Genomic DNA, 14026 nt, shown 5'->3' on the forward strand with positions numbered 1-14026 from the left:
CTTACACTCTAACTTCCAAAATAGAAGAGTTCTTAGATGCTACTTTTTTATACCCTTGCATTTCGATAGGAACAACCTTTTCTAAAAAACTGTTATATAGATTGCTTACAACCAAAACTAATCTAGCATAATGCTTATTTGCATCTCTTAGCTTATTTAGTTCTACTTTTAAATCATCAAGCAGCAAATGTTGTTCTTCGCTTAGTAATTTTGGTAAATCCATATCAGGATTTTGTGTCATCAATGATGATATTTCATGGTCAATCATCGCTTTTTTAGCCTCAAAACCTTTAAGTTTCTCTTCTTTAAGTGATAATCTATCAAATTGAGGATCATTTTTGGCCTCTTTTATATCTTCTATATCAGACTCTGTAATTTTAATTAAGTCCCGTAAATCTTTTAGGGCACTTTGTAAATGGTGCGACAACATCTTAAACCTCTATCTTAACTTTAAACCTATAACAACTCTTCGGCTATCTTTTGCGAAAGAGCTTCTAGGTTAATTTTATACTCACCAGATTCAAGAGCTTCTTTAATTCTCTCTACCTTGCTTGTATCACCTTGTTTTGATATATTTGCTTGTGCCTTATCAGTCTCTTTGGATTCTCCAAAGTTACTAGTATAAGCACTGCGAACCGCTGAACTATTCAGTTGCGAAATCATAATCTTTCCTTCTTATATCAATATAAACTTTCTAATATACAGCTATATCGACAAATAGATAAAAAACTTCAATTTTTTCTAGATAAAAAATCATACAACATTTCGGAAAAACCGAAGCTACCAGCACTTGCTTTTGCTAACTCTTCTCTGTACATTGACTTATATATTTTATCGCCTGGGTCATTTTGTTCTGAGAAAATATTTTTCTCATCTTTCATTGCATTATCCATAAGCATCTTAATTATTATAGACTCAAATGCGTCTGTTTGCTCTTTTAATTTTGCAGCATCTATATTTGAATCGATTTTTGGTATTGCTGAATTTTGTGTCATCAATTTTGCTTGCATATTAATAGAGTTAGTTCCGTACATCATCTCCTCCTTACATTATTTTTAATTCTGCTGCTATGCTACCAGCACTTTTCATCGCTTCTAAAATAGCTATAATATCTTTAGGAGTAGCTCCTAATTTTTGAAGAGAACGAACTATGTTTGCAACAGTTGTTGTTCCTATTTTTGTATAAATCTCATTTTGATTTAACCCAATAACCAAATCTTGATCAACAACCATTGAACCTTCTGGTTGCACAACAGTATCTTGTGCTACTATCTTAATAGTTATATCACCATGAGTTAAAATTATTGGTTTTACTTCTATATCTACACCAGCGATAATTGTTCCAGTTCTTTCATTTATGATAATTCTACTCTTTGGAGTGTAAACCATATCTATATCTTGAATCTCTGCTAAAAACTCTATCATGCTTTTGTTTTTAGGCCTTTTAAGCCTAATAGTTCGAGGATCCATTGCAACAGCAACCTGTGTATTATAAGTGTCATTTATTGCTTTTTGAATAGCAACACTGTTTCTAAAGTTATGCTCTTTTAAGGATAAAGTTACATATTCTTGATGATAAAGATCTATATTTATTTCACGCTCTACAAAACCACCTTCAAAAACAATACCAGATGTTGGATGGGATTCACTTCCCGCTCCTCTAGTGTTTTTCCCACCTATACTTACAGCTCCTTGAGCAAGTGCATATATCTTTCCATCCACTCCTTTTAAAGGAGTCATTAAAAGCGTTCCACCTTCTAAAGATTTGGCATCTCCAATGGATGAAACTGTTATATCAAACTTATCACCTTGACGAGAAAAAGCTCCCAAAGTTCCTGTAACTACAACAGCTGCGACATTCTTTGATTTTATATCAATAGGATTCATATCAATATTCATGGCTTTTAACATGTTTGAGATAGACTGAAGTGTAAACTTAGATGTAGTTCCATCACCAGTTTTTTTAAGACCAACTACTAAAGAGTAGCCTATGATTTGATTATCACGAACTCCAACAATATTAGCAACATCAGTAATTTTTGTTGCGTATATCGTTGAAATAGTGAGTAAGAGTAAAATGATTGTTTTCATAGCTAGTCCTTTAACTGACTATTACTTAGCAATTCTTATTCCATGTTATTTTTTTAATGTAGGCATTCCTTATAAAGCATATCTAGTAAAATAACGCTTATACCCATATACATTCCAAAGTCCATAAGACCTATCTCCAACAATATTTTCCCAATAATAGCCATGCTCATAATAAACGTCAAAATCACCATAAGAAGCATAAAATGTACGTCTAGTAACTTTTGGTTTTTGCCAAGCCTTATAGTACGGGTAAAAGCGGTCTGCTATATACTTGTCCCATAATAGTGAGCTATTCTCATTTAGACATGCATAACCGTCGTTGTCTGGACACAATGCTGTTTCTTCTATATAAATTTCATCTATATCAATCCCATCTATTGGCATAATAATCTGAATCCACCCAACAGACCATAATATTGTACCATCCCATTGATTAGTACCTCCACCATATGTTGCAACACTATTGACTAACCACTGATAGTTATTATTTACAGAACCTAATATTATTTCTCCTAAAGGCGTCGGGGTATTTATAATTAAACAAGTTGCTGTCGCACAATCTAAATAATATCCATCAGCACACTCAGCACTCATAATTTCATTAGTTCCCTTAAGTTTATATAGCTCATCACAAGCTTGATTATCCCAAATTGCCTCAACTTTATAGCCACCACAACTAGCTTTTACATATCCTGATATATCTTCTGATACAGCTCCTTGCACATAGTAAAGTTTTTTAGCTACTGCAAATGGATAGACATCTTCACTCATAACTACACTAGGATCATGTAAATGTTTTACAGTTATACGATAATTTTTTGTACCTTTTTCTATTTCTTGGTCTGTTGCCCATTGTGAGGATGCTTTTTTATGTTTTTCAATAGAACTACTTAAAAAGTCCATAATCACTTTTTTACCTATATCTGTAGATATGCCCCTTTTTCCGTATCCATCTTCAAATGATATATTTTGACCCATATAATAATCAAATGCATGAAACTGCATATCAGAACTATTTTCAATATATTCATTAACAGCATTAAGCATGTATGATCTATTTGGATTTGTTGTTGCATCTAATGTACCTTGATCTGCCACTTTATCATTATCAAAATTTATATATGGGTGGAACCCTCTAGCTTCTCTTGTTGGCGAGCCTACACTCATCCAACTTATATAATCTTCTAACCATGCATTATCTCTATTTCCTTCTGGCTTTAACATATCTTCATATGCTTTAGCCGTAAAGATATCACCTTTCCCATGTGCAACGATTATAATACCATGCCCTAGTCTAATACTCTTTTTGTAATCATTAATTTGTTTAGATAAATCAATATTTCTATCAACACTATATATATCAAGATAGTTTGTACCTCCTAAATCATCTACAATTTTATCAAATAGTTCTTTTTCTTTTTTTGATAATTTTGCTATTTTTCCAGCAAGATTAGTTGCTTTACTAAGCCCTCTCATTAGAACAAGCTTCATAACTGTTGTCAATGTGTCCCAGCCATCTTCTTCAAGAGACAGAAACATATATGTATCATATATATCTCCATAATATCCATGAGTTTGGTTGTATGATGTTTTAAAGTTTAGTTCTTTTTTCATCTTTGTTACATTACCAGCATATTGTTCTTCTAATATTTTTCTTTTAATTAAGTCTTTATAATTATCTGCTTTTTTTTCACTTGTCATAATACTGTTAGCAAAATATATATCATTAATACACTCATTTATCTTGGGTGTATTCGCTTGAAGAGACAATGAAACAAACAATAAAAAGATTAAAATCATATACTTTTTCATTAGTTGCCTCCAAGTAAAGATGCGACATCGAAGTTACACTTTTCTTTAAGCTTATCTGACTTAGTAGACTCATACACTCCACCGCTAAGTTGTGCATCATATTCTAGATAAGCTTTAACTCTTGACTTTCTGTTTAATTGTAGATTTTCAAAATCTTCATCTATATAATCTTTTGCTAAAATTGATTCACCATAATATTTTGCATAATAACTAAAATAATAATTACAATCCATAGCATCATGTAACGCTTTATGATTAGCTTCAGTATCCAAAGGATTATCTAAAATCTTCTGATATGCACTAGCAAGCTGAAAACCTATCTCAGTTACAATCTTATGATCTGTTGCATATTTTTTTATAACAAATATCTCCACATCATCCCTAACACCATTATCATTAGAGTCTATCCCGAGAAGTGTTGAGTTATTAAGAGCTTCATCTGGTTCAGGTGGTAGTTCATAACCATTTATAATTTCAGCTTTTGTAACTATTACTTCCATAGTAGCTTTAAAAGGTTTTCTGTTTTTCTTAGCTATGACTTTTAGAGTATATTTTCCAGCACTTGATGCCTTAAAGGTTACTTCTGAAGTAGTTTCATTTGTAAGATGATAATCTTTATTTTTTGATATTACTTTCCATATATAGCTATCCATATCTTGATATTTTGTAGAAACGATGATAGCTTTGTAAGTATGAGATTCATTTGTTTTTATCTCTTTGTTACCTTCTATCTCTATGACTTCCATACATCCAGTTATAAAAAGAACTAAAAACAGACCTAAAATTACTTTTTTTATACTACTCATGATTATTTCCTTTTTTTTGCAATAATTGATAATAGTATCTTTTAGTTTTATTTAGTGCATTAAGATATAAATGTTTATCTTATATTATTAACAGAGTAACAAGTGGTAACACTCTACACTAGATATGTCAATGAGGTTTTTCCAAACTTTTTAGATTTTTTCATCTTGAAGGTACCTATTTTTTCTGGTATTTCTAAACCTGTCATGTGTTCGATGATTATAAGCTTTGTAAGTTGTGGAGGTATAGATGCTATCATTTTTATCATCTTGTCGTAGATATCTTCCATGCCTTCTCGGATGCTAAAAGGTGGGTCTATGTAAAAGTATGCTATTTGATTATTTTTCTTTAAACGAGATATAACTGCTTTAATATTCTCAAAACTATCTCCACTAAAAATTTCACAAGCAGATTCATCTGTTTTTGAGATATTTTCTTTTAAAACTTTTATGGCATCTCTATCTTTTTCCATAAAGATTATATTGTTTGCTCCTCGGCTAAGAGCTTCAAGTCCAATAGATCCACTTCCAGAGAAGACTTCAACAAAGGTAGCATCTATGATATCAAACTGAATTGTATTAAAAAAAGATTCAAGAACTATGGACTTTGAAGAACGAGTAGTTATTTTAGACGGAAGCTTTAAAACAACATTTTTAAACTTTCCAGAAATTATTTTTTTTGTTAATTGTTTCGTATTTGATTTACTATTCATAAAATGCTTTTACTGCTTTTAGTATATTTTGCTGGTACTCTTTAGTAATTAAATCTATTCTTTTTTCTAAAATATGGAAATTAGCACCACCTTGTTCAAAGGATTCAATTTTATTTTCTAATTTCGGACTTATACTCTCATACCTATTTTCAAGTGCTAAAATAAGAGCAGACTTTGAAAAAGGCTTTATTAAATCTGCATCTTTATCTTTTCCAATATAAAAATTTCTATCATCATTATCAATTTTAAAATCTCTTACAACAACATCACATCGCTTTACAGAACTCAAATGAGAAGACAAAAATAGTTCTAACGATTTTTGTAATAATGGTGATTTGCACTCAACTGCTACTTTCATAAAATACTCCCTAAATTATACTCAATACTATATCTTAAATCTTCATCTAAATCTACAACATTATTTAGCATCCATTCCAAATATCCTCTATCATTCATTGAAATTTCTTCTATATAACGCCCGCTATATTTTCCAAATTCAAATTTTTCTATCAATACTTTTTTAAAACTAAGTTCAGTAAAATCACTTTTAGAATTCATCTCTTTGAGATAGTCATAAAGATTTTTCACTACTTGTGCATTATCTAAAGCATTATAAGCATCTAAGCTTTTTTTTTCTTTTTTATAAAGTTTCAACTCATACCTTAAAAACTGCAATGAAAACATTTCACATTCAGGAACTAGATGCTTAGTAACTCTTAGCGTATCTATAACTTCTCCTAAAAAACTAAAACCAGCATTTTGGAGCATATTTAAATCAAATTTTACATTATGACCTATTATAGTGCTAGACGCGTTATTGTATTTTAAAAGAAATTTATAGGCTTGGCTTTCAATTAGTTTAGACTTATTTTTTAGCATCTCTGTTGTTATATGATTTATACTCGAAGCAATAGCAGGTACTTTTTTCCCTTCATTTACAAGTTCATAGAAAGTTGTGACTTCATCATTTTCAAAACAAACAAGACCAATAGAAACTATTTTATCTTTAGTTTCTAAACCTGTTGTTTGAACATCAATAAAAATTAACATTTAACTATCTTAACTCTTTTGCATCTATGAGACATAATCATAAAAGAAAAATATCCACTTACTAAAATAAATGTAAACAACCAGTAGATGCTAAACCATGAAAATACACTGTGAAATGATGTAAAAATATATGTAAAAAAAAGTGCTAAAATCATTAAAGAGCCAACTAGCCATATCATTAACATAAACCACTTTCTCCATACCTTGACTAAATCTCCATAGCCTATTTCTTTGAGTACATCTTTTAAATCACAAGAATACAGTTTAAGTTCATACCCATAAATTTTGGTGTTAAATATATATTTTAAAGCTCTAAAAAGAGCTATGAGAAGTGCCAAACTCCAAGAGATTGGAAACCAAAATTTAAATAAATTTTGTAACGCTAATATAACTTCACTGTTTAAAGGTCGCATACCTTGGTTTATGTATATAATTATCGTTATACTGAGCGAAACTATAGATGCTAATATTAGACTGCACAAGCTTAAACGCACAGCCCATCTAAGCCATAAAAAAAAATAAAACTTACCCATTATTTTTAAATTTACCTAACATACCATAGTAGTTTTCTAAAGTCATAAAACTTTTCTCAAATCTATATCTTATGATAAACTCAACTATTTTATTTTTTAGATTTATTTCTACATTTTCTGCTTTACCATAGTAACCTAAAGATATATTTGTGCTTTTTTTAATTGCATTTTTATCATAACTTATTGCTAGTATTTGAAGATATTTTCCTTTTTTTATTTCACCTAAATTTTCATCTAAGAGTGAAGCACCAGAAAGGTTAATAGCTTTAAAATTAAACAAATCTAAAAAATTTTCTAACTTTTCATCTAAGTTAATTTCTGTATATAAACCTTTTAAAATCTTCATATTTTCTTGTCTTGTAGTTTCATAAGAAGAAATCTTATTTGTTAGGTTTTTTAATCTCTCAAGTGCCGAACTCATAATACTTCTCCTAAGTTTTAAACTACTCGTACATATTATAGAAGTATATCAAAAAAGATTTCTTTTAGCTATAATTTCATTACTTAAATCATAAGAGAGTTATATGGACTATTTACAGATAAAAAAAGTTAAATCTTTGAGTGGAAATATCAAAATTTCTGGTGCAAAGAATGCCTCTCTTCCTCTAATAGCAATGACTATTCTTGCTAAAAACAGCGTTAGTATTAAAAACTTACCTCAAGTAGCAGATATTAGAACACTTTTAAAACTTCTCTCAAACCTTGGAGCAGAATGTAATTTTCATGATGATAAAGTAGTTGTTAATACGTCCTCTCTAGCACAGACAAAAGCAACATACGATATTGTAAAAACCATGAGAGCTTCTATCTTAGTTTTAGGGCCAATTTTAACAAGATTTGGTCATTGTGAAGTTTCTTTGCCAGGTGGTTGTGCTATCGGTCAAAGGCCTGTTGACTTGCATCTAAAAGCATTGGAGCAAATGGGTGCAATCATTGATATAAAATCTGGATATATTGAAGCAACTGCTCCAAACGGACTAAAAGGCTGTGACATAATTTTTGACAAAATCACAGTTACTGGAACTGCCAATATTATAATGGCAGCAGCTTTAGCAAATGGAAAAACAACGCTTACAAATGCTGCAAGAGAACCAGAAGTGGTTCAACTTTGTGAAGTTTTAAATAATAGCGGAGTAATGATAGAAGGAATTGGAACTGCTATTTTAACCATCCATGGAACTAACTCTAAGTTACTAAATATTGAAGGATTTACAGTTATTCCAGACCGCATTGAAGCTGGAACTTACCTTTGTGCTGGAGCAATTACTAGAGATGAATTGACTTTAACAAATGTAAATGCTGGGCATCTAGGCGCAGTCTTATCAAAACTTGAAGAGATGGGAAGTAGCTTTAGTATTACAAAAGACACGATAACTATTCATCCATCTAAAGTCATAAAATCTGTCAAAATTGTAACTCAAGAATACCCTGCTTTTCCAACAGATATGCAAGCTCAGTTCTTAGCACTTGCAACTCAAGCAAATGGAACATCAATCATAGAAGAAAGACTATTTGAAAATAGATTTATGCATGTTAGTGAGCTTCAAAGAATGGGAGCAGATATCTCTTTAAATGGGCATGTAGCGACCATAAATGGTGGAACTAAACTAAGCGGAACAGATGTAATGGCAACAGATTTAAGAGCATCTAGTGCTCTTGTTTTAGCTGGACTTGTAGCAGATGGGGTCACAGATGTACATCGCATCTATCATCTAGATCGTGGTTATGATGCGTTAGAGAAAAAACTTGAAGCTGTTGGAGCAAATGTTAAAAGACTTAAAGAGTAACTTACTCTTCAAATATTATCATCTCATAAACACTTTTTTTTGTAACTAAGGCTTTATCTGGTGATACAGAGTGGGTATTTTGAGCGCGAGAAACTTCGTGACGAAGTTCTGCTATTTCTGTTTCCATACCATCTACATTTTCTTTTAATCTAAGTATAATATCAACACCCGCTAAATTAACTCCTAGCTCACGAGTAAGTCTCAATATTAATTTTATTCTGTCAATATCTCTTTGTGAATATAGTCTAATTCGTCCATTTGAACGAGATGGGCATACCAAATTTTCTCGTTCATACTGCCTAAGAGTTTGAGGGTGTATTTCTAAGATTTTTGCTACGATACTTATAAGATAAACTGGTTCGTCATATTTATGTATCATTATGAACTCCTCTTACTCTTTAGGTAATTTTTCTTTCATTATATCTACTAACTTTTTGTCAAGTTCATCAACAACTGGCAAGATAATATTTGCTTCAAGATATAAATTACCACGAATTTTTGTTTTTCTATTCATTGCACCCATCTCTTTTACACGAAAGCGTTGTCCATTTTTAGTGTTTTGTGGAACTTTTAGTTTAATCTCTTTTTCTAATGTTTTTATGGCAATTTTATCACCAAAAAGTGCAGCGTACAAAGGTACATCAAAAGATTTGATTAAATCATCATCTTCTCTAATATACTCAGGGTTAGATGCAACTTGAATCTTCAAAAATAAATCCCCTGCTCTGCCACCTTGAGCATGTCCTTTGCCTTTTACGCGCATCTTTTCTCCACTCTTAACACCTGCAGGGATTTTAATATCAAATCTATCACCATTAACTGCTACAGAGTGAGAACCACCTAAAATAGATACGCTAAAAGGAATTGTCACACTTGTTTCAATATCTAAATTTACTTGTTGCTGTTGAAATCCTCCACCAAATGGACTTCCGCCACCAAAACCACCGCCACCAGCGAACATTTGTCTTAGTATATCATCTAAATCACCTTGTCCACCACGACCATGAGAACGAGAAAAATCATGAAAATTTTGTCCACCAAACATGCTATCACCATGCATGTCATACTGTTGTTTTTTCTCTTTACTACTTAAAATCTCATAAGCAGAATTTATCTCTTTAAACTTATCTTCTGCACCTTTATCTTTATTTACATCAGGGTGATATTGTCGTGCTAGTTTTCTATAAGCTTTTTTAATTTCTGATTCACTTGCACCTTCATTGATTTCAAGTGTTTTGTATAATGATTTTGCCATTACTATTTTGTCCTAAATTTATATTAAATGTATTTTTATATTTAAGTGTTATTATATCACAAGGGTTGAGTGGAAGTCAATCAAGTTGTAAATTTACCAGGGAAAACTAATAGCTATAACAGAAAAATACTTTCTGTTATAGTTAACTCTTTTAATGTAAAAAGTGGCGAACTTCTGAGAAATATAAACTCATACCAAATTCATTGGCAGCATCTATAATCTCTTGATCCCTGATACTTCCACCTGGTTCAATTATATTTTTTACACCAGCTTGTGCTGCTGCATCAATAGAATCTCTAAATGGGAAGAATGCTTCAGATGCGAGAGCAGCACCACTTACATCAAGTCCCATATCTTTTGCTTTTTTCAAAGCACACTCAGCAGCATCTACACGACTTGTCATGCCCATACCAACTGCTACCATTGCAGAGTTTTTAACATACACAACACAATTTGATTTTGTTAGAGATGCAACTTTATATGCTATCTCTAAATCTTTTATCTCTTCTAGAGTTGCCTCATTTTTGGAAACTAACTTAGCATTTTTAACTTCATCAGATGCTACTCTATCAGCATCTTGGAAAACAAATCCACCATCTATATGTTTGAAATCTTTTTTATCATTTGCTAAGATAAGTTTATCACTACCCATTTCAAAAAGTTTTATACGCTTTTTCTTTGCGAAAACTTCTTGCGCTTCCTCAGTAATATAACCAGCAATTACAACTTCCAAAAATATTTCATTCATTTTCTCAGCCAACTCTTTATTAACCGTTCCATTTACTGCAACAACACCACCAAAAGCAGAAACTGGGTCACATTTTAAAGCTTCTATATACGCATCTAGTAAGTTGTCTTTTATAGCAAAACCACAAGGATTTCCATGTTTAGAGATACAAACAGCATTATCCTCTCCAAAAGCAGATGCTATCTTCACAGCACCATTTAAATCATTAAGATTGTTAAAACTTGCCTCACCTTTTAATGTTGTGAAGTTGTTTGTAAAGTGCTTATCAAACTCATACAAAGCACCTTGTTGATGAGGATTTTCACCATATCTTGTAGCCATTACTTTGTTTCCAACTATAAACTGTTTTTCACCAAAACCTTTATTAAATCGTTTGTTCATATAGTTAGCTATCATGCTATCATAAGCCGCTGTATGCTCATATGCTTTTATCATATATCCACGACGAAATTCTTTAGTATTTTTTTCATTTTCTATTGCATCTATAACTTCACTATAATCCTCTACATTTGTAACGATAATAACAGCATCAAAGTTTTTTGCAGCAGAACGAACCATAGCAGGTCCGCCAATATCTATGTTTTCTATAATATCATCAAAATCATCAGTTCTCTCGATAGTTTCTTTAAAAGGATACAGATTCACACAAACTAAATCTATTGACTCTACACCTAACTCTTTAGCTTGGTCAAGGTGTGATTGTTTATCACGACGATGTAAGATTCCACCATGAACGAAAGGGTTTAAAGTTTTTACTCGCCCTTCAAAACACTCAGGAAATTTTGTAACCTCATCAATCTCAATAGCTTGAATGCCAGATTCAACTAACTTTTTATAAGTTCCACCAGTTGAAATAATCTCATAACCATTTTTTACTAAAGATGTACAAAACTCTACAACACCATTTTTATCGCTAACACTAATTAATGCTCTTTTTGCCAAAAATTATCCTTTTTTTTTATTATGGAATTTTATCTAAAATAAGATTATGATTTAATGAAAATTAAGAGCTGTAGTATTAAACTTTATCTTGGAATTTATCACGAATTTTTAAAAACTTTTCAATATTTTCTAAAAAGATGTCTAAAAGTTTTGGGTCAAAATGTTTTTCTCTTTCTTCTTTAAAAAGCTCTAAGATTCTATCTAATTCCCACGCTTCTTTATAACTTCTATCACTTCCTAGAGCATCAAAGACATCCGCAATTGCCGTGATTCTTCCAAAAATATGAATTTTTTCACCGACTATCTTATTTGGGTACCCTTTTCCATCCCATCTTTCATGATGAGTAAACGCGACAATTGCTGCTGCTTTTAGTATGCGTCTTTTTGACTTTTTCAAAATATTATAACCGAGTTTACTATGAGTTTTCATGATTTTCCATTCTTCCTCATCTAACCTTCCTGGTTTTAAAAGTATCTTATCAGGAATACCAACTTTACCGATATCATGCATAGGAGATGCACTGTATAACAACTCTGCATTTTTCTCGCCAAGTCCAGATAACAGCGCTAATAACTTTGAATATTCAGCAACTCTTTTAACATGGAAACCTGTCTCTTTTGAGCGTGTCTCACCAACCTCACCCATACGATGTATAATCTCTTTTTGAGTCTCTTCAAGTTCAGTATGAAGTTTTACAAACTCTGTCATATTATGGCTAATAAACATATGCTCTATAGTATTATCATCGGCATCTTTAATAGGAACAATAGTACTATGAACATGATAAGTACTTCCATCTTTTGCAACATGTCTTATTCCTCCATTCCAACTATTACCACTTAGTATTGTATCCCATATGTTTTTATACAAACTTGGTGCAATTTCAGGATGATTAAGCATATTATGTGAATTACCTATAAGTTCTTCTTCTGTATATCCGGATATATCACAAAAAGCCTGATTTACATAGGTTATTGTCCCATCAACATTTGAACGAGATAAAATATTACTTACATCGATTGCTTTTTCATACTCTGAAGAGCGTTTATACATCTCTTGGAAATTACCCTCTGAAATGTTTAATTCATCCTCAAGATGCTCTTTCATAGTTTCAATAGTTGTTATGTCGGTTCCAATGCCTATATACTCAACAATATTTCCATCATAGTCCACTATAGGGCTTATTACAGTATCTATATAATAAGCTTCTCCATTTTTTTTACGGTTTTTAACTATTCCAAACCATGACTCTTTATTTTTTATAGTCTTCCATAGCTCTTTAAATACTTCTGAGGACATGTCCTTATGCCGTATTAAATTATATTGTTTACCTATTAATGTACTCTCACTATATCCCGAAAGTTCACAAAACTTATCATTTACATAAGTAATATTACCTTTTAAATCTGTCTTAGATACTATTGTACTTCTATCAACCGCATCTTTGTATTCGTTTAGTAATTGTTGTTTACATAAAATTTCTCTACTTTTACGGTTTGACTCAATAGCAGTATCAACTTTGAGTACAAATTCTTCAATATTAAATGGTTTTTTTATAAAGTCAGAAGCACCTAGTTTTAGTGAACTTCTTACCAGTTCAGGATCACTTTTCCCAGAAATGACTATAATAGGAATTGAATATTTCTCAGGAATAGACTTAATCTCTCTGATAATATCCAGACCATGCTTACCAGGAAGTTCCATATCAAGGAGTATGAGGTTTATCGTACTAACTTTTAATTGTTCAAAAGCCTGCTCTGCATCTTCAGCCTCTACAATGTTGTAGTTTCTTACATTAAGGATTGACTCTATATGTTTTCTAATTAGTTTAGAATCATCTACAACTAAAATATTACTGCTATAATTTTTTTCTATAGAATGTATAACCTGATCTATAGCAGCTATAGAGTTATTGAAATACTTATCTTTAACAAGATAGTCTAAAATACCATTCTTAAAAAGGTTCTCTCTTGTCTGTATATCTGTTTCTGTAGTAAGTATAATAATTTTTGCTTTACTTAAGCGCTTAACCTCTAGTACAAGTTTCTCACCATAGGCATCTGGAAGGTTGAGATCTAAAATAATAAAATCATATTTACTATTTACTAAATTATGAGAAGCGACTGCATAATCAAATGCTTGTTTGCATACATAACCCTTATCTACTAATATTTTATTAATGGAATTATTTACAAATTCAGAGTCTTCTACAATCAAAATTTTATATGATGAATTTTCAATACTCTGTTCATGCTTATCACAATATAACATTTATTTATAACCTTTTAAAG

At 31.3% G+C, this 14026-nt stretch carries 16 protein-coding genes; 1 reads left to right on the forward strand and 15 read right to left on the reverse strand.

Annotated elements, in window-relative coordinates:
• Position 1 precedes the first annotated feature (1 nt).
• From MOV42_RS10765 to MOV42_RS10815, 11 genes are all read right to left on the reverse strand, one after another.
• Complete coding sequence (locus MOV42_RS10765; RefSeq protein ID WP_324171180.1) at positions 2–430, reverse strand: hypothetical protein; 429 nt, start codon at positions 428–430, stop codon at positions 2–4.
• A 26-nt stretch (positions 431–456) separates the two neighbouring features.
• Entirely contained in the window at positions 457–663 is a 207-nt protein-coding gene (locus MOV42_RS10770; RefSeq protein WP_324171181.1) for a flagellar biosynthesis anti-sigma factor FlgM, read from the reverse strand.
• A gap of 68 nt (positions 664–731) precedes the next feature.
• Positions 732–1034: a rod-binding protein gene (locus tag MOV42_RS10775; RefSeq protein ID WP_324171182.1), complete on the reverse strand. Its 303-nt coding sequence runs from the start codon at positions 1032–1034 to the stop codon at positions 732–734.
• A gap of 10 nt (positions 1035–1044) precedes the next feature.
• On the reverse strand, positions 1045–2091 hold the full coding sequence (locus tag MOV42_RS10780; protein WP_324171183.1) for a flagellar basal body P-ring protein FlgI: 1047 nt from the start codon (positions 2089–2091) through the stop codon (positions 1045–1047).
• 69 nt (positions 2092–2160) lie between these two features.
• A complete protein-coding gene (locus MOV42_RS10785) occupies positions 2161–3903 on the reverse strand; it encodes a hypothetical protein (protein ID WP_324171184.1) in 1743 nt (580 codons plus the stop codon).
• The gene (locus MOV42_RS10790; RefSeq protein WP_324171185.1) at positions 3903–4709 is read right to left on the reverse strand and encodes a PKD domain-containing protein; all 807 of its coding nucleotides are present in this window, start codon (positions 4707–4709) and stop codon (positions 3903–3905) included. The genes MOV42_RS10785 and MOV42_RS10790 overlap by 1 nt, the downstream gene beginning before the upstream one ends.
• Before the next feature lie 113 nt (positions 4710–4822).
• On the reverse strand, positions 4823–5419 hold the full coding sequence (gene rsmD / locus MOV42_RS10795) for a 16S rRNA (guanine(966)-N(2))-methyltransferase RsmD (protein ID WP_324171186.1): 597 nt from the start codon (positions 5417–5419) through the stop codon (positions 4823–4825).
• A complete protein-coding gene (locus tag MOV42_RS10800; protein WP_324171187.1) occupies positions 5412–5777 on the reverse strand; it encodes a hypothetical protein in 366 nt (121 codons plus the stop codon). Before MOV42_RS10800 ends, rsmD begins: the two co-directional genes overlap by 8 nt.
• Complete coding sequence (locus tag MOV42_RS10805) at positions 5774–6469, reverse strand: 3'-5' exonuclease (RefSeq protein ID WP_324171188.1); 696 nt, start codon at positions 6467–6469, stop codon at positions 5774–5776. The genes MOV42_RS10800 and MOV42_RS10805 overlap by 4 nt, the downstream gene beginning before the upstream one ends.
• Positions 6463–6882, reverse strand: a complete 420-nt coding sequence (locus MOV42_RS10810; protein ID WP_324171189.1) for a hypothetical protein — start codon at positions 6880–6882, stop codon at positions 6463–6465. The genes MOV42_RS10805 and MOV42_RS10810 overlap by 7 nt, the downstream gene beginning before the upstream one ends.
• A 112-nt stretch (positions 6883–6994) precedes the next feature.
• On the reverse strand, positions 6995–7423 hold the full coding sequence (locus MOV42_RS10815) for a hypothetical protein (RefSeq protein WP_324171190.1): 429 nt from the start codon (positions 7421–7423) through the stop codon (positions 6995–6997).
• A 103-nt stretch (positions 7424–7526) separates the two neighbouring features.
• Here MOV42_RS10815 and murA point away from each other — a divergent pair, with 103 nt between their 5' ends.
• Positions 7527–8789 carry a UDP-N-acetylglucosamine 1-carboxyvinyltransferase gene (gene murA / locus MOV42_RS10820; RefSeq protein WP_324171191.1) on the forward strand — a complete coding sequence of 421 codons (1263 nt, stop codon included), beginning with the start codon at positions 7527–7529 and terminating at the stop codon, positions 8787–8789.
• A 1-nt stretch (position 8790) separates the two neighbouring features.
• On the opposite strand, the gene MOV42_RS10825 is transcribed toward murA, so the two are convergent.
• From MOV42_RS10825 to MOV42_RS10840, 4 genes are all read right to left on the reverse strand, one after another.
• Entirely contained in the window at positions 8791–9168 is a 378-nt protein-coding gene (locus tag MOV42_RS10825; RefSeq protein WP_324171192.1) for a heat shock protein transcriptional repressor HspR, read from the reverse strand.
• Between the two features lie 12 nt (positions 9169–9180).
• Entirely contained in the window at positions 9181–10044 is an 864-nt protein-coding gene (locus MOV42_RS10830; RefSeq protein WP_324171193.1) for a DnaJ C-terminal domain-containing protein, read from the reverse strand.
• 151 nt (positions 10045–10195) lie between these two features.
• Positions 10196–11734: a bifunctional phosphoribosylaminoimidazolecarboxamide formyltransferase/IMP cyclohydrolase gene (purH, locus tag MOV42_RS10835; protein WP_324171194.1), complete on the reverse strand. Its 1539-nt coding sequence runs from the start codon at positions 11732–11734 to the stop codon at positions 10196–10198.
• A gap of 76 nt (positions 11735–11810) precedes the next feature.
• Positions 11811–14006, reverse strand: coding sequence for a response regulator (locus MOV42_RS10840; protein ID WP_324171195.1), 2196 nt, complete (start codon positions 14004–14006; stop codon positions 11811–11813).
• Positions 14007–14026 lie beyond the last annotated feature (20 nt).

The sequence above is a fragment of the Sulfurimonas sp. genome, from assembly GCF_029027405.1.
Classification (GTDB): Bacteria; Campylobacterota; Campylobacteria; order Campylobacterales; family Sulfurimonadaceae; genus Sulfurimonas.